The organism is Acinetobacter sp. YH12138 (assembly GCF_015218525.1).
Classification (GTDB): Bacteria; Pseudomonadota; Gammaproteobacteria; order Pseudomonadales; family Moraxellaceae; genus Acinetobacter; species Acinetobacter amyesii.
This window is the reverse complement of the sequence record NZ_CP048670.1, coordinates 183451-205998: the sequence shown is the minus strand read 5'-3', so window position 1 is coordinate 205998 and position 22548 is coordinate 183451. Positions and strand designations below refer to the sequence as shown.

20 protein-coding genes and 1 tRNA gene are annotated in these 22548 nt (G+C 39.8%); 9 read left to right on the top strand and 12 right to left on the bottom strand.

Annotated features, from left to right (window positions below; genetic code table 11):
- Nucleotides 1–65: 65 nt before the first annotated feature.
- The 4 genes from G0029_RS00950 (at nucleotide 66) to G0029_RS00935 (ending at nucleotide 3161) form a co-directional block, all read left to right on the top strand.
- Complete coding sequence (locus tag G0029_RS00950) at nucleotides 66–1241, top strand: MvaI/BcnI family restriction endonuclease (RefSeq protein ID WP_180108165.1); 1176 nt, start codon at nucleotides 66–68, stop codon at nucleotides 1239–1241.
- Nucleotides 1238–2095 (top strand): hypothetical protein, encoded by an 858-nt coding sequence (locus G0029_RS00945; protein ID WP_180108164.1) that lies wholly within the window; start codon nucleotides 1238–1240, stop codon nucleotides 2093–2095. Before G0029_RS00950 ends, G0029_RS00945 begins: the two co-directional genes overlap by 4 nt.
- 572 nt (nucleotides 2096–2667) lie before the next feature.
- Nucleotides 2668–2895: a hypothetical protein gene (locus tag G0029_RS00940; RefSeq protein WP_078190515.1), complete on the top strand. Its 228-nt coding sequence runs from the start codon at nucleotides 2668–2670 to the stop codon at nucleotides 2893–2895.
- A gap of 190 nt (nucleotides 2896–3085) precedes the next feature.
- Nucleotides 3086–3161, top strand: a tRNA-Thr gene (locus G0029_RS00935).
- Nucleotides 3162–3212: 51 nt separating this feature from the next.
- Here the strand turns inward: G0029_RS00935 and G0029_RS00930 are convergent.
- The 3 genes from G0029_RS00930 to G0029_RS00920 form a co-directional block, all read right to left on the bottom strand.
- A complete protein-coding gene (locus G0029_RS00930; RefSeq protein WP_180109637.1) occupies nucleotides 3213–4040 on the bottom strand; it encodes an SAM-dependent methyltransferase in 828 nt (275 codons plus the stop codon).
- 1 nt (nucleotide 4041) lies between these two features.
- Entirely contained in the window at nucleotides 4042–5340 is a 1299-nt protein-coding gene (locus tag G0029_RS00925; protein WP_180084408.1) for an FAD-dependent oxidoreductase, read from the bottom strand.
- 430 nt (nucleotides 5341–5770) lie between these two features.
- Nucleotides 5771–6649, bottom strand: a complete 879-nt coding sequence (locus G0029_RS00920; protein ID WP_078190517.1) for a pirin family protein — start codon at nucleotides 6647–6649, stop codon at nucleotides 5771–5773.
- 328 nt (nucleotides 6650–6977) lie between these two features.
- Here G0029_RS00920 and ycaC point away from each other — a divergent pair, with 328 nt between their 5' ends.
- Nucleotides 6978–7604 (top strand): isochorismate family cysteine hydrolase YcaC, encoded by a 627-nt coding sequence (gene ycaC, locus G0029_RS00915; protein WP_078193174.1) that lies wholly within the window; start codon nucleotides 6978–6980, stop codon nucleotides 7602–7604.
- Nucleotides 7605–7711: 107 nt separating this feature from the next.
- Entirely contained in the window at nucleotides 7712–8635 is a 924-nt protein-coding gene (locus G0029_RS00910) for a LysR substrate-binding domain-containing protein (protein ID WP_180088779.1), read from the top strand.
- Between the two features lie 67 nt (nucleotides 8636–8702).
- On the opposite strand, the gene ahpC is transcribed toward G0029_RS00910, so the two are convergent.
- From ahpC to G0029_RS00890, 4 genes are all read right to left on the bottom strand, one after another.
- Nucleotides 8703–9266, bottom strand: coding sequence for an alkyl hydroperoxide reductase subunit C (gene ahpC / locus G0029_RS00905; protein WP_078190520.1), 564 nt, complete (start codon nucleotides 9264–9266; stop codon nucleotides 8703–8705).
- A gap of 283 nt (nucleotides 9267–9549) precedes the next feature.
- On the bottom strand, nucleotides 9550–10137 hold the full coding sequence (gene ssb, locus G0029_RS00900; RefSeq protein WP_078193176.1) for a single-stranded DNA-binding protein: 588 nt from the start codon (nucleotides 10135–10137) through the stop codon (nucleotides 9550–9552).
- Between the two features lie 51 nt (nucleotides 10138–10188).
- Nucleotides 10189–11553: an MFS transporter gene (locus tag G0029_RS00895; protein ID WP_111884498.1), complete on the bottom strand. Its 1365-nt coding sequence runs from the start codon at nucleotides 11551–11553 to the stop codon at nucleotides 10189–10191.
- A gap of 155 nt (nucleotides 11554–11708) precedes the next feature.
- On the bottom strand, nucleotides 11709–12794 hold the full coding sequence (locus tag G0029_RS00890; RefSeq protein ID WP_180035454.1) for a DUF475 domain-containing protein: 1086 nt from the start codon (nucleotides 12792–12794) through the stop codon (nucleotides 11709–11711).
- 207 nt (nucleotides 12795–13001) lie between these two features.
- Between G0029_RS00890 and tenA the strand changes: the two genes are divergently transcribed.
- A complete protein-coding gene (gene tenA, locus G0029_RS00885; RefSeq protein ID WP_180109636.1) occupies nucleotides 13002–13667 on the top strand; it encodes a thiaminase II in 666 nt (221 codons plus the stop codon).
- 107 nt (nucleotides 13668–13774) lie between these two features.
- On the opposite strand, the gene G0029_RS00880 is transcribed toward tenA, so the two are convergent.
- The 3 genes from G0029_RS00880 to G0029_RS00870 form a co-directional block, all read right to left on the bottom strand.
- On the bottom strand, nucleotides 13775–14497 hold the full coding sequence (locus G0029_RS00880; protein ID WP_180109635.1) for a hypothetical protein: 723 nt from the start codon (nucleotides 14495–14497) through the stop codon (nucleotides 13775–13777).
- Between the two features lie 189 nt (nucleotides 14498–14686).
- A complete protein-coding gene (locus G0029_RS00875) occupies nucleotides 14687–15025 on the bottom strand; it encodes a GlpM family protein (RefSeq protein ID WP_180108161.1) in 339 nt (112 codons plus the stop codon).
- Between the two features lie 134 nt (nucleotides 15026–15159).
- Nucleotides 15160–15543: a hypothetical protein gene (locus G0029_RS00870; RefSeq protein WP_180035452.1), complete on the bottom strand. Its 384-nt coding sequence runs from the start codon at nucleotides 15541–15543 to the stop codon at nucleotides 15160–15162.
- A gap of 179 nt (nucleotides 15544–15722) precedes the next feature.
- On the opposite strand from G0029_RS00870, the gene uvrA reads away from it, so the two are divergent.
- The gene (gene uvrA, locus G0029_RS00865; protein ID WP_180109634.1) at nucleotides 15723–18554 is read left to right on the top strand and encodes an excinuclease ABC subunit UvrA; all 2832 of its coding nucleotides are present in this window, start codon (nucleotides 15723–15725) and stop codon (nucleotides 18552–18554) included.
- 113 nt (nucleotides 18555–18667) lie between these two features.
- On the opposite strand, the gene G0029_RS00860 is transcribed toward uvrA, so the two are convergent.
- Together G0029_RS00860 and blaOXA are read right to left on the bottom strand one after the other, a co-directional pair.
- A complete protein-coding gene (locus G0029_RS00860; protein ID WP_180108159.1) occupies nucleotides 18668–20401 on the bottom strand; it encodes a P-loop NTPase fold protein in 1734 nt (577 codons plus the stop codon).
- Nucleotides 20402–20659: 258 nt separating this feature from the next.
- Nucleotides 20660–21511: a class D beta-lactamase gene (gene blaOXA, locus G0029_RS00855; protein WP_180108158.1), complete on the bottom strand. Its 852-nt coding sequence runs from the start codon at nucleotides 21509–21511 to the stop codon at nucleotides 20660–20662.
- A 202-nt stretch (nucleotides 21512–21713) separates the two neighbouring features.
- On the opposite strand from blaOXA, the gene G0029_RS00850 reads away from it, so the two are divergent.
- Nucleotides 21714–22523 (top strand): toxin-antitoxin system YwqK family antitoxin, encoded by an 810-nt coding sequence (locus G0029_RS00850; protein ID WP_180078613.1) that lies wholly within the window; start codon nucleotides 21714–21716, stop codon nucleotides 22521–22523.
- Nucleotides 22524–22548: the final 25 nt, after the last annotated feature.

The following is a 22548-nucleotide window of genomic DNA, read 5'->3' as shown; positions in this document are numbered from 1 at the left end:
TTTTTAAAACCCATTTATTCTAAAGTAGACTAAAACAAAAGTCCAGGCCTTATCATTTTTATAATATGAATCAAATAGCTCCAGTAACACTAACAAGCCAACAGAATGAACTTTCATTAAAAAATAGAAAATATCTTGCTCAGAAAGGCATTGATTTCGGTTTATTATCTATCACCCAAACTGGCTTAGATAAATCCATCATGGATGCAGTAGGTTCACTACGTGCTTATTTTAAAGACCGTCAATATCATAATTATGATGAACAACTTCAAGGTACAAGCTTTAAAGTTTTAAATCCTTGTGTCTTAGTTATCGCAAACAACGATGCTCAAAGTCAGAAAGTCAGTCTATACCGCCCAGAGACTAAAAAGGGCGATCCTAGGATCTGGATTTACGGCTTAAAGAATAGTGCTCAAGCTGGTGATGAAATTGCTCTAATTTTAGAAAAAGGTGAACTTTACGTATTCAATATTTCAAAATTAGACTTAACTCAAAATCTAATACTTAATCAGATCATCAATGACTACGAAGCCATAGCACAAGAACTATTAGAAAAGCTTCAGATATTAAGTAAACAGGGTGCATTAAAGGCTATCAAATCAGGAGATACGGCGATTGGAATGACCATTGAGCAAGCGTTGGGAATTCCTGCTAATTCATCACCTTACCCAGATTACAAAGGAATCGAATTAAAATCCGCAAGACTTAATAAGACATCTAATCGTAGTACTTTGTTTGCCCAAGTGCCGGATTGGTCAATCAGCATACTAAAGAGCAGTAAGGAAATCGTAGATAAATATGGCTACCAACGAGACAATGATCTAAAGCTATACTGCACCTTGTCAGCAAATAAATATAATTCCCAAGGCTTAGGTTTTGATATCGATTTTAATAACGATATGTTGCATGAAGTTCATGAAAAAGATGGAAATATTGTAAGCTGGTTAGGTCAGACTCTCAGAAATAAACTACTCGAAAAGCATAGAGAAACCTTCTGGATTAAGGCCGATACCCGATCAACGAGTGGAGATGAATATTTCTCACTTAAATCAGTTACGCATACTAAAAACCCTTTAGCTAGCCAGTTCTTACTTTTAATGGAGCAACAGATCATCACTATGGATCATTTAATTAAACGTAAAGACATGACAGGGAAGACGACAGAAAAAGGACCTCTTTTTAAAATTAAACCCCAACACCTTGAGCTATTGTTCCCTGAGCCTAAGGATTATTATCTATGATAAAAAATATACCTTCACCTGAAGATTTTTTAGAGATAAGTGCCGACTTATATTTTGAGGCACTGTTAATATTGGTAAAATTATGCCCTGATGATACAAACTTTGAATCTTTCTTCTCGCCCGAATGTGGATTCGATGATGAAGAGTTTTGTGAAGCTGAACCTATTAAAGTAGGTAATGTTGCCCTATTAATTTTCTCTTCTATTGAAAACTATTTGAAATATAAAATTGCTCAGCATTCTCCACTTTTATTGATAGCAGATTTAGCTGATATAAAATGGAAAGCCATGGATTTTGACGAATTTTATATGCATGGTTTTACAGACCTTCTCAAACTTTATGCTGTCATTTACGAGTCTACCGAAGATATCTCTTTGAAAGACTCTTTTGAACATCTTCGGATTATGAGGAATAAATTCGTTCATAGCGGTCGATCTACAGAGATCAGCCTTGAAAAGCTTTTCAAAGTCGGAGCTTTCTTTATAGATAAGATTTGGAACAAAAATATTAGTGATCATGGAACGATCTTTAAATTTTTTTCATCAAAAATTGGAGCTTTAGATAGCTACCATGATTTAACTAATTTTGTTGCAGAAGGTGAAGAAGAGAATGACCAACATAAAACACTATTAGAAATGTATCAATTAAACTCTTTCTTCCTAACCACCAATGAAACTCTTAGTTTTATCGGACTTAATAAAAGTGAAGATAAAGAAGAATGTCCTGTCTGCTCAATATATGATTGGCAATTAAATCTGAAAAATTATAGATTCGCAAAGTTCAAGTATGATTACACTGACAAATATATAATCTGTAATCTATGCCAAAGTGAAATTTTGATAGCAGCTCACTAAATGTAAAAGAATCAAAGTCTCGATCAGTACATGGTAAATTACCCTTGGCGGTATAAGTGTCGGTACATTTACAGATCTGATTTTTTATGTTTAACTATTTCATATATTTAGATATTAAACCTGACGGACTCTTTCACCGCCAGAATAAACTGCAATGCCAAGCAGAATTAAGGTCTAAATTGATAAAGTTTAGGCCTTTTTTAATTTTATTGTCCTCAATATTAAATATTTCTACCTAATTGATCTTTAAACTTTTTGGCTCAATGACATCACAATATTTGAGTCCTGATTGATGGATTTAATTCACACGTTTTTTTCCTAATGCACGACTTATGGATTTTTTATTGGCAGCAAGAAAGACACGTTTATTTACAAATACAAATTTTATATTCTAAAGACAATTACTTAAGCCTATGCTAAAAATTAATCATCCTCTCAATATAGGTACTATTCAAAAAATTATTCATTAATTTAAACATCATAGAACTGAAACGCGATTGCGGTACTTTTAACTTGATCAACGAAAAACTTAAAAAACACCTTTCATATATCACTGCTATTCGGGAGAGAACATGAATAACAGCCAGAATTATGTTAAGCAGATCAAGAACGCCAAACGTGGTGGCTATACCCCAACCCTTGCCAAAGACATCAATAAACATAAAATTCAAAAAGCACAGCGTCTGATTGACGAATGGCGAAAGCTCGCCAATGAACTCCGCCCCCAAATGCAACTGGAGATGGCATATACACTTGAAGAATGCGCACAGGATCTAGACCAAATTTTAAGAATGAAATAGCACCCAACGTTCATCTATCCTACTTTTTCGCCCACATCTTGTGGGCGAAACATTGCCTAATTTTATTTCTCTGGTTTTTAGAGCCAAACATCGGTCGAATGCTGAATAAATCAAACGTATAAATTACATTCGATTTGCTGTTTTTTTAACTTGCACCACTTCAAAAAATCTGTAGAATGCATTCCACAACGCCGGCATAGCTCAGTTGGTAGAGCAACTGACTTGTAATCAGTAGGTCCACAGTTCGAATCCGTGTGCCGGCACCATTTCTTAGCCTCGCTTTTTAGTGAGGCTTTGATGTTTTTAGAGCCGCTCTTTTATGGCTTCCTCGCGCTAATCTGCACATAACGAATCAGCCCGTCTCGATACAACTTTTCGCACAATTTTGCCGTCATCTTGATTTTGAATTGATCCACATGACTCAGGCTCATCTGACTTTTTTGTTCTTGAATATAATCGGCAAAACCCTGAAATACGAATTCGCTGATATCTTCAATCTGGATATTTTCGAAACCTGCCTGTTGCACTTGGTGTTGTAAATTTTGCTTTGAATTTAAATTTTTCAAATTCACATCTGCTGCTTTCAACAGACTTTGATATTTCAGTCGCTGTAATGAATTTAAATTCAAAAACGTATCGGACAACATTAAATAGTGAAAAGCAAAGCGCCCTTTTGAATTCAAAACATGAAATATCGATAAAAGCAATAAATTCAAATCACTATGATACGCAGCATCAATACACAGTACGGCATCCATACAGTTTTGTGGATAAATATTTTTTAAATTCAAAAATGAATCTTGTTGTATTTTGATTTTTGAATTTAAATTTTTTTGGATTTTTTCCACACATTCGGTTTGCAATTCGACTGCGGATAAGTTTTGAATTTGAAAATGTTCCATCCAAAAAACCAAGCTCGCGCCCTGCCCACAACCAAGGTCTAAAACACGATCTGTAGATTTTAATTGAATGGATTCGGCAAGATATAAAGCGAGTTTTTGACAGGCTGCAGGATAGGATGATTTTGCATCATCCCAATAGCCCAAATTGCTCCAAGCAAGCTCCGCATCATCTCCGAGTAATCGACTGTTAATCGCATATTTATGGCTAGGGACGTACTGACGAATTGCTTGAAGCCATTTCATGTTAGTAACCGAGTTGAGGGGCAACCTCCACTTTAGGTTTTAAACCCACAAACGGCAATGGCGCACCAAAAATTTCTGCAATATGCATAGCAGATGTTACCGCGGACTCTAAAATCGGCAGACCATCGCAAGACCATGAGCCACAAAAGAAGACTTTACGCTCAGGGGATAAATGTCGTTGCTGTAACTCTTTATTCAGCGCCACGGTATGTGAATCCACCACTGCGCGTGTCAAACTGACCGAAGAGATCACTTTTTTAGGATCAATCGGTGTCACTGGCTGCCAAGTTTGGAACACTGGAGTTTTACCTACCAAGCTCGGCTCGATTGAGTTAAGCCACACGGTAAATTGCTGACGGGTAAATTTACGGTCCATCATATAACTCAGTACAGACCAATCTTTACGCTTCGGCGGCATCACGGTTTGATCGGTGTGAATCACCAACTGACCTTGCTCAAATTTAAATTTCTTTAAGAGCTCCATATCGTCAGCAAACTGGGTTGAATCTAAAAATTCTTCCGTTTTGGTGGTTGGTGTCGCAACAACTACACGATCGAATAGATGATGTGCTCCCGCCTCAGTTTCCACCAAGACTTTATCGTCTTGCTCGTGCACTTTGGTAATTGCCGTACCACTTTGAATATTTAAACCTTCAATCAGTTTATCAACCAACGCAGGTGTACCACCTTGGATACGCAGCAAGGCATCACCATTGGTCAATTGACGCAAGAAAATCAATAGCGGTTTTGCAGGCCATTCGCCAATCGTTTTCGGGTTACAGGTGCAAATGGTATACAACACAGGCATGACCGCACCATGCCAAAATACTTCTTCAATTTCATTTTTATTAATGAACTCGGCAAGCGTGATGTCCTGATTTTTTGATTTAAAAAATCGAGTGATCGCGGCTTTGAGTTGCAACATTCCTTTGACTAAACGCCAGCCATATTGTTGTAAGCCTTTACGGTTATTAATAATTGGGAAATTACCAATACGGCTACGACTGGTGGTCAACCACGTTTCTGTACGATCTTCAAATAGCCAACTGCATGCCATATAGGTACGGACAGGGAAAGTTTTAATCCCTAAATGGGTCGCCAAACTTAAAGTATTTTTCCAGAGGTGTGGATTCATCACACGCAAAGGGGCATCGATCAAGCCGCCTTCAAACTCAGTGCTGTGGCTATCCATACCACGACCAGGCAGAGCTTCGAAAATTGTAATGTTATGCCCTGCGTCTTTAAGAATTCTTGCGGTAGCCAGCCCAGCCATGCCACTACCGATGACTGCAATTTCCAATTTTCTTTTCCATCTATAAAACACAGTTTAAAAGTATGACTGATCAGAACTTAAAAATAGCTATTAAAAAATACCAGATTCGCATTTTTTGTATGGATTTCAGTACAGCGGTTTTTAAGTTAAATTTACAAATATTTACATTCAAAAAACACACAATTTAAGCTTTGTTTTTTAACCACATTTTTCTTTAAAATTTTAATTACCCTATAAAACCAAACAATTAAATTAACCATTTTTATAACTTTTGGTTTACTTTAAAGCCAAGTGTCGCTAAGATGCGCCACATAAGAAAGTGATAAATTCATCACAATTTATAAAAAGTAAAATGATATTTAAATCATGACAACTATAAATACTACAGCGCTCAATAAAAAAGCCTCTGACTATTCAGAGGCTTTTTTTTCGGCTATTTCAACGACATGATTTTCGCTTAAGCTTCATGCGCCAGTGCAATTTCACCAAATTTTCCGTTATTGAAATCATCAAAGGCTTGAATGATTTCAGCTTTGCTATTCATCACAAATGGGCCATAACCTTGAATCGGCTCATTTAGTGGCTCACCGCTAAGCAACAAAAATTGTGTGTCCTGCAACGCTTGTAGCTGAATGGCGATATCGTCTTTGGCAAACATGACCATCGAACTGTCTTGCACTTTATGGCTTTCATTCACCACAACCTCACCCTTCAAGACCACCAAAATGGTGTTATGCCCTTCAGGTACATGTAAGGTGGTTTCATATTGAGCTTTCAACTCACCATCCCAGACATTCACTGGACTAAAGGTCTGTGCTGGCCCAAGGTGACCACCCATTTCACCGGCAATCACCCGAATATGGCCTGCACCTTCATCCATGTCTATGCGTGGAATATCTTGGCGCGTGATCGCTTGATAACGAGGCTGAGTCATTTTGTCTTTTGCCGGTAAATTCACCCACAATTGAACCATCTCAAAAAGACCACCTGCTTGAGCAAATTCAGGCGAATGAAATTCTTCATGTACCAAACCCGAACCTGCGGTCATCCATTGCACATCGCCCGTTTGAATTGTGCCGCCACCACCACTTGAGTCTTTATGAGTCACTTCACCGCTGTAGGCGATAGTCACGGTTTCAAAACCACGATGTGGATGTGAACCCACGCCATGCTGTGCAGTGGTGGGATCGAACTGATAAGGTGCCGCATAATCCAAAAGCAAAAATGGGCTAATGGCCTGACCTAGACGATCATAGGAGAATAAGCTTTTGACTGGAAAACCATCACCCACCCAATGCATTTGCTGATTACGATAAACACCAATTACTTTTTTCATTTCTTAGCTCCTATATTCATACGATAGGATGAACATAGCGCTTATTTTAAGCTTTGAAATACTTGCTGACCATCATCCAAATAGCATTATATATCTCAAATATAGAACAATAATCAGTAATACAATCTAAAATTTACTCAAAAACAAGCATTGATTTGGAAAATATAGGGGTTTAAGTCATATTCAGCAATGAATTATCCCAATTTTATGATTGTTTTTCTCATTTAAACCCATTCCATTATCCCATTTTTATAGCTATGCTAAATCGAGTTAACACGCAGACTTCATCTGATCCTGCGTACTTGCAAACAGGAAAGAGGACAATAAAATGGGCAAACCTTACGTTCGTTTAGATAAAGACAATGCCGCGGTACTTTTAGTTGACCATCAAACAGGTCTACTTTCATTGGTTCGCGATATTGATCCAGATAAATTTAAAAATAATGTGCTTGCACTGGCTGCAGCCGCGAAATATTTTAATCTTCCAACAATTCTCACCACCAGTTTTGAACAAGGTCCAAACGGGCCATTGGTTCCAGAACTCAAAGAAATGTTCCCTGACGCACCTTATATTGCACGACCAGGTCAAATTAATGCTTGGGATAATGAAGATTTTGTGAAAGCAGTCAAAGCAACCGGCAAAAAACAATTGATTATTGCCGGTGTAGTGACTGAGGTGTGTGTGGCATTCCCAACCTTGTCTGCTTTAGAAGAAGACTTTGACGTCTTTGTGGTGACCGATGCTTCAGGTACTTTCAACCATTTAACCCGCGACTCAGCGTGGGAACGTATGACGCAAGCGGGTGCACAGCTCATGACGTGGTTTGGTACCGCGTGTGAATTACACCGTGACTGGCGTAATGATATTGAAGGTTTAGGTGCGCTTTTCGGCAACCATATTCCAGACTACCGTAACCTCATCAACAGCTATACGCAAAATACTGAAAAGAAATAATCCTCCAGTAGTAAAAAGCGGCTTCGAGCCGCTTTTTTTATACCTGATGTATAAATTGACGTATGATAATTGGAATTGAAATAATTTTTCACTGCATAAGGTGATCCATGCATTCATTTGATGACTATTACTACTTTTACTTGGTGGTGAAACATGGCGGTTTTAGCGCTGCAAGTGAAGCATCGAATATTACAAAATCAAAATTAAGCCGACGCATTTTAGATCTTGAAGCCAAATATAATGTCACCCTTATTCAGCGTTCTACCCGACACTTTAAGGTCACGACATTAGGCCAAGAATTGTATGAAGAATGCATAAAAGTGATAGAACAAGTCGAATGTGCGCATCAGGTACTCCTGAAGCAAAAAAGTGAACTTGAAGGCTTGGTTAAAATTAGTTGTCCACCAGTCATGATGGAACATCAAATTCGCCCCTTGTTAAATCAATTTTTAAAAGATCATCCCAAAGTTCAGGTCGAACTCGAGCTGTCTAGCCGCCGTGTGGATGTCTTACATGACGACATTGATTTGGCGATTCGCACCAATTTTAGTAAGAATGAAGACTCGAGCATTATTGTACGTGACGTGATTAAAACCGTGCATTGCTTAGTGATTAGTCCTGAACTTTTACAAGGACGCGAGTTAAAGCATATTACCGAATTGACAGAATTTCCGAGTATCGTTTTGGGCACACAGAAAAACCGCTATCAATGGCATTTGCATCATACGGGACAGCAAGAACAGATTGAAATTGCCTTACAGCCTCGGATTAAAAGCAATGACTTAGCCGGTGCTTATTATGCAGCACTCGATGGTTTAGGCATTGCAGACTTACCCTATTTAACCGTGCAAGCAGATATTGAGGCAGGTCGTTTAATTCACCTCTTCCCCGAATGGTGCTCAAATGTCGGTACGGTGCAATTGGTATATGCTTCGCGCAAAGGTCAACGCCTAGTCATGGAAAGATTAATTGACTATTTAGTCGATGGAGTTCGTGGCTATGCTCCAGAACATGATGGCTATTTAGTCTAATGATCTAAACCACAAAAAAGCCAGAACTGAGTTCTGGCTTTTTTAAATCTACGGTTGGATCACCAAATTAGATTTTACCCACTAGGTCGATCGATGGTGCAAGCGTCGCTTCACCTTCTTTCCATTTTGCAGGACATACTTCACCTGGGTGTGCATGTACATATTGAGCAGCTTTTACTTTACGCATCAATTCAGAAGCATCACGACCAATACCACCTGCATTGATTTCAACGATTTGGATTTTACCTTCAGGGTCAATTACGAAAGTACCACGGTCAGCAAGACCATCCGCTTCAATTAAAACATCAAAGTTTTTCGCAAGTGTCCAAGTTGGATCGCCAACCATTGGGTATTCGATTTTCTTAATTTCTTCAGAAGAATCGTGCCAAGCTTTATGCGTGAAGTGTGTATCAGTAGATACTGAATAAATTTCTACGCCCATTTTTTTGAATTCAGCATAGTGATCAGCAAGATCGCCTAATTCTGTTGGACATACAAAAGTAAAGTCAGCAGGATAGAAAAACACCACAGACCATTTACCGTAGAAGTCTTTTTCTGAAACTTCAATAAATTGACCGTCTTGGTAAGCGGTAGCGTTAAATGGTTTTACTTCAGTATTAATTAAACTCATTTGATATTCCTCTAACTCATTTCAGGGATTGCTTATCTGTTGAAGCTAGAATACGACTTATCAAATCATAGGTAAAACCGAACTTTTTTATAAAAACTATCGGATTTTTAGATTTATTATTTATATTAATATTAGATTTTAATCGACGCTACCAATCAATAATCTATTCGCTCAATGCTGAACACAGTACTGGCAAACATTTAGATACACATAAAAAAACCCTCAAGATTGAGGGCTTTTTTTGATGATGATCTACCGTTTTAAACGCTGTGTTTAAGGTTCATTAAAACGGTAAGTCGTCATCTAAATCTGCTGCTGCAGGAGCCGGTGTCGGTGCAGGCTGTTGTTTTGGCGCAAAACCACCTGGGTTGTTATTGCCATAGCTATTGCCTTGAGCCGGTTGGTTATTGCCATAACCGCCTTGGTTTGAGCTATTACCGTAGCCACCTTGGTTTTGGTTATTGTTATAACCACCTTGTTGATTATTAAAACGAGGCTGACCAAAATCACCGCCTTGACCTTGTTCGCCTTGTTGGCGATTATTGTCAAGCATTTGCATTTGTTCACCACGAATTTCAGTCGTGTAACGCTCTTGACCGCCTTGATCTGTCCACTGACGAGTACGTAATGAACCTTCAATATACACTTTAGAACCTTTGCGCAAATATTGCTGTGCAATTTCACCTAAGCGGTTATGTAACACAATACGGTGCCATTCTGTTTGCTCTTTACGTTCACCTGTATTTTTATCTGTCCATGAATCACTCGTTGCAATTGAAAACTGAGTGAGAGAACCACCATTTGGGAAAGTTTTTGTTTCAGGGTCACGACCCAAAGTACCAACTAAAATGACCTTATTTACACCACGCATCAGACGTATTCTTCCTATTTGTTTCTATTATTTACTTTATAAGAGTTATGCTTAAATGGCTACCTCTTTCCCTAACAAGTGCGTTAAATGTTGTCGCGCAGATTCATCCATCTGCTGCTTATCCACTTTTACATAAGCCACTTGCTGGTCAGACATCACCACAACTTCTTCAATACCACGAATTGCTAAAAGCTGAGAAGTCCATTCATCCGTTTCTTTATCTTCAGGCAAACTGAAAACCATAGACGATAAATAACGCGGTTGAGCCAACCCAAAACTAATGATCAACCATAAAATGGCTAGCCCTGTCAGGATGCCCCATCCCATTGCCGTATCATTTAGCAACAGAAGTTGCCCACCAATCATACCACCAAAAAATGCCCCCAGAAACTGACTGCTGGCGTTCACCCCCATGGCAGTCGCTTTGGATTGAATTGGAGCTGCTTTCGATAACCATGACGGTAATAATGCCTCCATCACATTAAATGCGATAAAGAATAAACCTAAGCCTGTCAGCAAAATATATTTTGATTCGAAACCAAAAATTAAGATGCCCAATCCTAAAATAATGCCACCAATGGCGGTCAAGAAAATGCCGCGCATTTTGCGATATTTTTCCGCCAAAATAATACTTGGAAAGGCAAAAAACAGGCTCACGACCAAAAGCGGCAAATACACCAGACCATGCGAATGCAAGGGAATATTGGCAAAGTCAATCAACTGAGACGGCACATAGATAAACATCGCTGTGAGCAGTAAATGCAATGAAAAGACTGAAACATGTAAACGATTTAGATCAGGCATTTTCAGTACTTGCTTTAACTGCGTCAGATAACCTTGTTGAAAATTTTTATGATGACGCGTTACTTTCGGTACCAATAGCAACATCGCAATCGCGGCAAGTCCCATGATGGTGGTCACCCAAAATAAACCCGAGATGCCGACTAAACCTGTGAGCCAAGGTCCAAGGCTGAACGCGACCACAAAGGACAAACCGATACTCATCCCCATCATGGCCATGGCTTTAGTACGCTGTTCTTCACGTGTGACATCGGCTAACAAAGCCATCACTACGGCAGATACAGCACCACCACCGGCAATCGCACGCCCGATAATCACGCCATAGATGCTATCGGACATTGCAGCAATTGCACCACCTAAAGCAAACAACAGCAGCCCGATCACCACCAACGGTTTACGGCTATAACGGTCTGCAATCAAACTAAACGGAATCTGTAAAATCGCTTGGGTCAACCCATAGACACCCACCGCTAAACCAATGAGTGCCGGTGTTGCCCCTGCATATTGCTGACCTGCCACAGAGAAAACAGGAATAATCATGAACAGCCCCAGCATACGTAAGGCGAAAATACTACTCAAAGCAAAAGTTGAGCGTCGTTCAAGAGCATTCATCATAGCTGGTTAAAAATTCATTAATCTTGGAATGGGATTATAGGACATTCAGCTTAAAGCGAAGCAGGATTTTTATTGATTTTAAATATCCTGATGATTGGACAAATAAAAAGCGCAGCTGACGCTGCGCTTTTTGGGAGATTTTAGGCAAATTTAAATTAGCCTAGATTTTCTTGACGCTTTTTATATTGAATTGAGGCAATCACAGCCCAAACAATAAATGCCACACCAATTAGACCCGTTACCACTTCAGGGACATGAAGACCTGTGCCACTCGCCAACATAATGAAGGCCAAAGCACCAATCGCATAATGCGCACCATGTTCAAGGAAGATATAAGCATCTAAGGTGCCTTTATCCACTAAGTAAATGGTCATTGAACGCACGAACATAGCACCAATAGCAAGACCGAGCATAATGATTACGACATCAGAGGTAATCGCAAATGCACCAATCACACCATCAAAACTGAATGAGGCATCGAGTACTTCAAGGTAAAGGAAACCACCAAAACCTGCTTTGATCACGCCCGTCGGTACGCCATTTGCGTCATGTCCAACCGCATTACCGTTTTCATCAACTTCAGGTTCACCACCCAATAAATGACTCAGTACTTGGACACCGATATACACCACGATCCCCCAGATACCCGCCATGACTACCGCTAGACGAGAGGCTTCGGCCACGTTTGCTGCCATTACCAATAACGCAATTAGGGCAATAAACACGGACATCGCAGGAACGTTCGCAAGATTGGCCAAACGGCGCTCTAACCAACGGAACCAATGGGTATCTTTCCCTTCATCTAAGAAGAAGTTCAGGAACACCAACAATAAGAAAGCACCACCAAAGGCCGCAATTTCTGCATGATGGGCCATCAATTTTGCAGAGTATTCAATTGGATTATTCAATGCCAATTGCACCACTTCCATAGCGCCCATGTCAGCCGTTACAGCAACAATGACGATTGGGAAAATCAAACGCATACCGAATACAGCAATCACGATCCCGACGGTTAAGAAAATCATTTTCCAGAAATGATCCCAACCACGGAGTACCGATGCATTCACTACAGCGTTATCAAATGACAATGATACTTCCATCACTGCCAAAATTGCAGTAATGGTCAGTGCTGTCAGCATGGCTTGCACACCTGCATTTGGGCCATGATTCAGACCCCAATATGCAGAAATGGCAAGACACACGATCGTAAAGACGATTGAGAAACCAAAATGTTTCATCATGATAGATCGACCTATTCATTCAATAAGATTTCAAAATGAGGGAATACCCAGTTTGAAGCTAAGTTTATGGCGCAATTATGCAGCTTTTCAGGATTGAAACCAAAAATTATTCGTTACATTTTGAATAAACACTCTAAGATGGAGGCTCTCAATTACATCGCATCATGGTGTAGACCCGTCTTTCATTTTTAACGACAGGAATGTTCAATGCGTTTTTCTGAAGAAGTTTGGCAACGTAATACCGCGTTATATCAGCAGATTCTCCATCTACCGTTTAATCAGGAATTGGCTCAGGGTAGCTTAAGCCGCGATGCCTTTTGCCACTATGTCATTCAGGATGCCCATTATTTATTGGCCTATGGTCGTGCGCTTGCAGTGTGTGCAGCCAAGGCATTTGATGCCGACGATGTGATTCAGTTTTCTGAAGCGGCAAAAATTGCCATCGTGGTGGAACGCAGTCTGCACAATGACTTTATGCAAGGTTTCAACATTAGCAAAGAACAGTTTGAAAATACTCCACTGACCCTTGCCTGCCATCATTACACTTCATTTCTAACAGCGACAGCATGGTCAGAAAGTTACCCTGTGGTCCTTGCCTCACTCCTGCCTTGCTTTTGGATCTATGCTGAAGTCGGCAAAGCCATTGTCAGCCAATCTGTGCCTAATAACCCTTACCAAGCATGGATCGACACCTACTCAGGTGAAGACTTCCATACTGCTGTGCAAAACGTGATTCAAACTATTGATCGAGTGGCGGCTCGCTGCGATGCAGATACACGTGAAAAAATGCATGCGGCTTATACGAACGGCGCAAAATTAGAATGGATGTTCTGGGACAGCGCGTATCAACAGCGCACATGGCCTGTAGAATAAACCTTTGATTTAAACTGTATAAAAAATTAAGGATCTAAAATTGCTTTTAGATCCTTTTTTATACGGTTGGATTCGGTTCAAATGACCTTGCACGATCATTTCAGGCATTAGCGTTTAAAACGATACCATCCGAGGAAAATCCCCATCGCGATAATCACCAAAAAAATCGCCAAACGTGCTTCACGCAATTCACTGCGAGCTGCTTTGCGTTCCTGTATTTCTTCTGAATGAAATTGTGATTTGATCATCGGATCTAGTTGAGCAATGGCCAATAGATCCTTAGGTTTCTCGCCTTTACCTAAAATCAAATACAGCCCTTTCACCTGCATTTCATTCAGTTTACCCAGTTCAATATTCAGTTGGGTGGCTTGTGCATTATAGTCAGGCACCCAATCTTCGACGCGGGCATATACATGGGCACGACTGGTATCAAAGAGCGATGCATCCTGCACTTTCTTGCCCGTTTGATCTTCCAGTTGTTCACTCAAATCGGAAAATTGGGACAGAACATAGTCTTTTTTCTGTGCCAACTGTACGCCGTCAAAAGCATACTCTTGTATTTTTTGTGCAGGATTATTTTTCGATAATAAACCTTGGGAAACGACTTTAAAGTCTAATACGGTGTTGTCAGGGACTTGGTTGGTTTGTAGCACCATATATACCACAGACCATAGCTGTTCATTTTGCCCGACCGCAGGCACGCTCACGCTATAACGCTGCTCGGCTGCAGGGTCAATAAACTGTTCAAACGCGAGGATTTGACTGTCTTCAGCCCACAGGATTTGGCTTGAAAACATGAGGCAGATGATCACCCAAAATTGTTTTAACATTATTTGCTCTTATCATGATTATTTGCTGTTCTGTCAGAATTATAATTAATTATTCAAATACTTACATTTAAAATCACACATTTAACGATTGGAAATTCATCATAATTTTAGCCAAATCTATAGTTTTATAAATGATCTAGAACCCATAAAAAATTGATCTAAATCAGCATCGATATAGGCTTTTGATGCTTACTGAAAACTCTGCCATGCATAAATCAAAACAGCCGCAGCAAGTACCCAACTCAACGTTGCTACACTCAAACATGCCGTTAAGTTCATACGTGTTGCGAGCAGGTACACCATCAATATATAAATGAAATAGGGGATGAGAGACCAGAGTCCAAACAGCGCTGTTTTTTGTAATGCGGCTGCACCCTGATCATTTGCCACGATCACATGGGCAATCAACGCAAAAGTCGGAAACAATGGAACCAAACCTGCAATATAAAACGCCTTACTTTTAGACAGCAAAGCAATTAATACCACAACAAAGGCACCCATTAAGCTTTTGAAAAATAAGGACAACATGGCATTCAATAGTTTAGAGAAAACTGCATTTTACGCCTTTTCTGCGATAGTCCTGAGATTTTCCAATGAATTGTTATGCGCATAGCACAGGAGATTTAAACGATGAACTCAAAACAGTCACAGCGCTTTTATATTTATGCACCTTTACACCACAGGCTAGATGTAAAGCGCGCTTTTTGTTGCTCAGCCATGTGCTTAAACTGCGCTTGAACTTTTAAATCTTCAGCACTCATCAAATGTTGATTGTTTTCAACAATTGCCAAAACCAAATCAAACTGTTGAGGAATTTTTTCGCAAGCCAGATGCTTTTTTTCAGCTTCTGTTTTGGCTTGACCTAATTTCGCAATATACAGATCAATTTTTTCACTTTCGGTATTCAGCGCCAAAGTTGCTTGTTCTAAGCTGTCATATTTTTGCGCTTTCGGTGTGTGGTTCGGGGTACATGCACTCAAAAACACACTACACATCAATAAACCCATCACACCTAATGTTGGATTGAGATGAAGTTGCCATTTCATGTTAAAAGTCCTAGATTGCTGATTTGCGGATGTTTTAGGGCATCGGCACAGACAGCTATATTTTGATTCGGCCATTTTTCTCACAAAGTCACGCATAAATCTAGGTTTAAATTACACTTGAACATTTTTCATGCGCTATCATATATAGGTTTTTCGATGAATATTTTAGGACCCCTTGCATGAGCCAAAGCCATATCCGTATTCGAGGCGCACGTACCCATAACTTAAAAAATGTGTCACTCGATATTCCACGCGACAAGTTTGTGGTCATTACGGGTCTTTCTGGTTCAGGGAAGTCCTCTTTGGCTTTTGATACCTTATATGCTGAAGGTCAACGTCGCTATGTTGAGTCCTTATCTGCCTATGCACGCCAATTCCTTTCGCAAATGGAAAAGCCAGAAGTCGACTCGATTGAAGGCTTGAGTCCTGCGATTGCCATCGAACAAAAATCAACGAGCCACAACCCACGCTCAACAGTGGGAACAATCACCGAAATTTACGACTATTTACGTCTACTCTATGCCCGTGTCGGCACGCCGTATTGTCCTGAACATGACCTCCCGATGGTAGCTCAGACTGTGTCTGAAATGGTCGATACCGTCAAAGGTCTAGAAGAAGGCACGGCGCTTATGTTGCTTGCCCCTGTGGTCCGTGACCGTAAGGGTGAATACACCAACTTATTTGAACAATTACAAGGTCAGGGTTTTGTCCGTGCCCGTGTCGATGGTGAAGTTATTGATATCGACACACCACCCGAATTAGACAAAAAGAAAAAGCACACCATTGAAGTGGTGGTCGACCGTTTTAAAGTACGTGATGATCTTGGCAACCGGATTGCAGAAAGTTTTGAAACGGCTTTACGCATGGGCGGTGATATTGCCATTTTGTCATGGATGAAAGGCGAACAAGAAGACCGCGTATTTTCAGCCAAACACTCCTGCCCTGAATGTGAACGTGCCGTAGGTGAACTGGAACCGCGTCTATTTTCCTTCAATAATCCATTCGGTGCCTGTCCTGTTTGTGATGGTTTAGGCACACGCAGCCATTTTAGTGCTGAAAAACTCATTCCAAGTCCAGATGTATCAATTAGCCAAGGGGCAATCCGTGGTTGGGACCGTCAACGTCCGTATTACTACAGCATGATCCAAAAAGTTGCCGATCATTTTGGTTATTCTTTAGATACACCGTGGAATGAACTCGATGCCGAGACCAAAAAGAAATTCCTTTATGGTACAGGCAAGGAAAAAGTTGACCTCAGCTATATTGATGAGCGTGGTCGTTCGCACAAACGTGTGCAAGCCTTTGAAGGGATTTTGCCGCACCTAGAACGTCGCTACCGTGAAACGGAATCTAACTATGTACGTGAAGATTTAGCACAGTATTTGTCAAATGCCGCATGTGATGCTTGCGGTGGCTCACGTCTCAATGAAATTTCACGCCATGTCCGAGTTAAAGATAAAACCATCGCGCAAATCACCAAGATGTCGATCGGCGATGCTGAAAGCTATTATCAAGACCTCAACTTAAGCGGTGCCAAAGGTGAAATTGCTGACAAGATTTTCAAAGAAATTCGTGAACGTTTGCACTTCCTAGTCTCTGTCGGTTTGAACTATTTAAGTTTATCGCGCTCGGCAGAAACACTGTCGGGTGGTGAAGCACAGCGTATCCGTCTGGCTTCACAAATTGGCGCGGGCCTTATGGGCGTGATGTATGTCCTTGATGAACCCTCAATTGGTCTACATCAGCGTGATAATGACCGCTTGCTTGAAACCTTAGTTCGCCTACGTGACCTTGGTAATACCGTATTAGTTGTAGAACATGATGAAGATGCGATCCGTGCTGCGGATCATATTATTGATATTGGGCCGGGTGCCGGTGTGCACGGTGGTCATGTGATTGCCGAAGGGACGTATGACGAAATTTTGGCAAATCCAGATTCATTAACTGGTCAATATCTATCAGGAAAGCTCAGTATTGATGTGCCGAAAACACGCACACAACCGCCAAAACCTGAAGAGCAAATTAAGTTAATGGGCGCTGCGGGTCATAACCTGAAAAATGTCGATTTGACTATTCCTTTAGGGGTAATGACCTGTGTAACGGGTGTGTCGGGTTCAGGTAAATCGACCCTGATTAACCGGACATTATTGCCGCTTGCAGCAACTCAATTGAACGGGGCAACCACACTGACTGCGGAAAAATTTGACTCGATTGATGGCTTACAGTTCCTCGATAAAGTCGTTGATATTGACCAAAGCCCAATCGGTCGTACACCACGTTCAAACCCTGCAACTTACACCGGTTTGTTTACCCCAATTCGTGAACTTTTTGCGCAAACCCCTGAAGCCAAAGCACGTGGTTATGCTGCAGGTCGTTTCTCGTTTAACGTGAAAGGCGGTCGCTGTGAAGCCTGCGAAGGCGACGGCATGATTAAGGTCGCAATGCACTTCTTACCTGATATGTATGTGCCTTGCGATGCCTGCCATGGCAAGCGCTATAACCGTGAAACGCTGGAAGTTGGCTATAAAGGTCGTAACATTTCAGATGTCTTAGAAATGACGGTTGAAGATGCGATGCATTTCTTTGATGCTATTCCTGTGATTCACCGTCGTTTGGAAACCTTGAACCAAGTTGGCTTGGGTTATATCCGTTTAGGTCAATCTGCAACCACGCTTTCGGGTGGTGAAGCGCAGCGTGTCAAATTGGCTCGTGAGTTGGCGAAGCGCGATACAGGCAAAACCTTGTATGTGCTTGATGAACCAACAACTGGTCTACACTTCCATGATATTGCCAAGTTGCTCGACATCCTGCATGAGCTGCGTAATAAGGGCAATACCATTGTAGTGATTGAGCATAACTTGGATGTGATTAAAACTGCCGATTGGATTGTGGACTTAGGCCCTGAAGGTGGTGCGGGTGGCGGTATGATTATTGCCGAAGGTACACCTGAGCAGGTGGCTAAGAATAAAGTATCGCATACAGCTAAGTTCTTGAAGCCGATGTTGAAGTAATTCAATCCTCCCCAACCCTCCTTTAATAAAGGAGGGAGTATTCCATTATTAATTCAGTGGAGTTCCCCCCTCTTTTTCCTTGCGCCATATATGGCTCAGGGTTAGGGGGAGATTTAGTTCTCTAGTCGAGTTATCAGATAATCCATATAATTTTTATAAAATTCAGATTCTTTTCCTTTTTCTTCATAGATTTCAGTGATCATTGTTCTAAAAGAAGCTTTAAAATTTGAGGCAGTAGGCCTTTCGAGTATTTTTTTTACTATATAGCTACTATTAATATCATTAAATCTTTCATCTTGGAGGATTTGAATAAATAACAGTTCTTTCCATTGTTGTTTATTCGCTTTTTCTACGGATAACTCATCCTCACTACTTCCAGCGCCATTAACAAATATTTTAAAAACAGCATCAACTAGAATTGGTAAATGTTCAGAACTCAACTCAAATTTTTCAATATAATCTTCAAAAACGGGTCTAATTTCACCTAATTGATTTATACCTATAAATGATCTTCTATTTCTAATCATTTGTTCATGTATCCACTCACATGCAATACATTCTAATTCGATCGCTTGATCGGAATGCCCAAATAGCTCTAGAAGTTTAATTGCAAAACTTATATTTCCTAAATTTTCTAAGCCTATTACTTTTTTTGTTATTTCAAATAAATCTTTAGGAAAATTTTCATCTGCTTGCAACTTCCAAAATTTCTTAGTTATTGCATGAAAACTTTTTGTATAGTCATTATTTTTTTCGGATATCAATTCAGAACTAGCTAACTCTTTTAATAAACCGAAATCCAGTTCATCTACTTGATCAAACCATTTTTTGAACTCACTAAGCCATACATCAGAATGTATAAAATTGTACGAAATATTCTGTAATGCTTTATATGTTTTAACTTTCCTCTCAGACCAATCTTTTTGATTATCTTCGAGAACCAATTGGATATCTTCCCATTGAAAATCATATTTAACACCAAAATCAGAAATGAAATAACCTTGTAGAATTCTAGTTAGAATAATTAGTTTAGTGGAATCGGCCACCACTTTAGGTAGTTGATCTAGAAACTGGCTATACAATTTTATGACTTTTTGAAAAAATCTAAAATTATGAATCTCTAACTCTTCAGCAAATTTAATCATCAAATTAACTAAATCATCATCTATATCTTTTGTATTTGCACGAATCAAAGGTTCAACAGATGTAATTTTTATGGTTTCATCAATCAACTTTTCTTTATATTCAGCATATTTTTTCTTATTCTCTCCTTCAGCTTTATCTTCATCTAAAATCAAAACGACCTGACAATTTCTTTCTAGTTTAAGCTGATTTGCCAAGCCCATGACATCTTTTATATCAAGCTTGTTTGACATACGTTCAAAATCATCAAAGCAGATAATCGCATCTTTAACTTGAGCATATAACACGGATTCAAAAATTCGTGCAGAAGAACTAATTCCATATTCGCTGCTCGTTAGCTTAACCTCTCTTAAAGCTGTAAGTCCCTTTTTGATGAATGTAGGTATTTCAAAGTTCTTTGTGGACTCTTGATTAAAGTAATTACTACTCATATTTGTGGATATAGCAGCTTTAAGATCAGATAAATTTTCTATACCAAACAAAGAAACATAAGCATATTTTTTATCAAAAAAATTCTTATGCATAAGCCTTACGGACAGTGGTAAATACTTCCTTTCCTGTTCTTTGATTGATTGAACTTTTAAAAAGCTATTCCAGAAGAAAGTTTTCCCAACTCCCCAAGACCCAGTAATCGCAATTGCGATCCCATTATTATCATTTGTTCTAAAAATATCTTCTAAACGTTGTTCTTGAGACTGGTTCATTGTCTTGAAATATTAATAACTTGTATCCTTTATATCTGCAAAAAACAATAAATTCAATCACATGACGGCGACATGGATGTCGCCTGTTTGACTGGGGCAGCACGGATGTGCCCTCAGTCAAACAAAAGCATTTTGCTTACTTTTGTGCTTTCAAAAGTAAGATAAATCCTACGCAATGGAAGCTAAAACCTAATGCAAAGCGAGGACGTGCCAATTCAAAATTCAAAATTCAAAATTCAAAATTCAAAATTCAAAAAATTAACGTAAATAATGAAACACACCCAACTTATCCAACACATCCAACGTCAACTGCTTACGCTCCGCCACATCATCCCCTGCAGCCATCTGCAAATTCAAACTAAACGCCGTGATCTTGCCATGACCATCATCTACCCAACCGGTATACCACCCAACTTGCGGCTCTACATCCATACCCCAACCACTCTTGGCATATAACTTCGCATCCCCACGGCTTTCAATATAAAGCATATCTTTGACTTGCTTTTGTACCGCGACATCAAACGGTAATTTCTCTGTCGCAAGCTGATACGCAAATTTGACTTCTTGTTCAGGCGTAATCTTTAACGGCTCAACCAACCAAAAATTATCCACCTGTTTGCCAATATTGGCATTGCCAAAACCGACCCGTTTGACTTCTTGTTGCATTAACGCCAAACCTATTCGCCTTGCCAGTTCCTGATATACAGGAACTGCAGATGCTTGCATCGCTTCACCCAAAGTCAGGTCTTTTTCCCATGACGGGAAAGCACGTTTTTCACCTTTCCATTTAAAAACTTCAGTGGCTGTCGCTTTCTGATGCTGCAAACCAATTAATGCATTTAACATTTTAAAAGTAGATGCGGGAATGTATTCGGTGTGGGCGCGCTGTAAGTCATTGCCATAATGGCTCAAACGCTGACCATCAAATGTGACAAATACCGCCTGTGTCTGTGCTTGATTAAATAAAGACGGAATCTCTCTCACCCGTGAATTTACTAAATTGGCTTGAGCCGTTTGTTTTAAGTGTTGAGATGAATCCAACATGCCTTCATTTGTTGTACATGCTGACAAACTCAGGACAGTCATCAACGATAGATATATTTTTTTCATTGCACTATTTTTATGGCGTTTAAAGTCCACAGTATAAGATGAAGTTCAAACCTGAATTGTGTACTTTTCAACAGTCTTGTATCTGTTGCAAACTTAGCATAACGACTATTTATTTTTAAACAAAACATCCTTATGATGACGCCTATCGTGAACTCAACAACGAATAATTTTTAACTTTTTAAAATATAAAAGCATACTAACAATGAATAAATTTATCTTAAGTTTCAGTCTCTTATTATGTCCAATATATAGCTTTGCCGATGGCTATCTAAACGAATACATGGTGCTGTTTGTCTCACAAGAAGACCCTGATCTTAGCCCATGGAAAGATAAGCCGCAGTGTAAAGCCCTCAGTACCCCGACTTCACACAAAGGGATCTATGAAAATCAATATGTCTATGCCAATGGCAATGCCCTAACCACCATCTTTCTGAGCAACAGCAAAATTAAAAATGGTGAATGTGAACATCTAATTCACTTTCCAGATGGTATTCAAGGCTCAGGCGTATTTGAAAGTTTCTTCCCCAACGGCAAATCCCGTAGCCGCATTGCCTATAAAAATGGGGAGTACGAGGGCAAACTTGAGTTTTGGTTTGCCAATGGGATAAAAGAGCAAGAAAGTAGCATCATCAATGGTGAATCTCAGGGGGATTACAAAATTTGGCATCCAAATGGGCAACTGGCTTTTTCTCAAAATTATAAAAATGGTATCGAGCATGGCCTGCGCCAACGCTGGTACAGTAATGGTAAACCGTGGACCTATGCCAATTTTCAAAACAATAAACTGATTGGCGAGCTGAAAATGTGGTTTGAAAACGGCAAACTAGAACGCCAAGGTTATTATCGTAATGGCGTTCGTCATAACAGTTATAAAATTTGGTATGACGATGGGCAACCTGAAGCGGTGCTTCAGTACGATTTAGGCAAAATTACCCAAGCCCAGTGTTGGAATGAAGATGGTAGTCAAATGAACCAACAAGCCTGCAATAAATTATATAAAGATGAAGATTAATTCATTTGTCTAGCTAACTTTATGA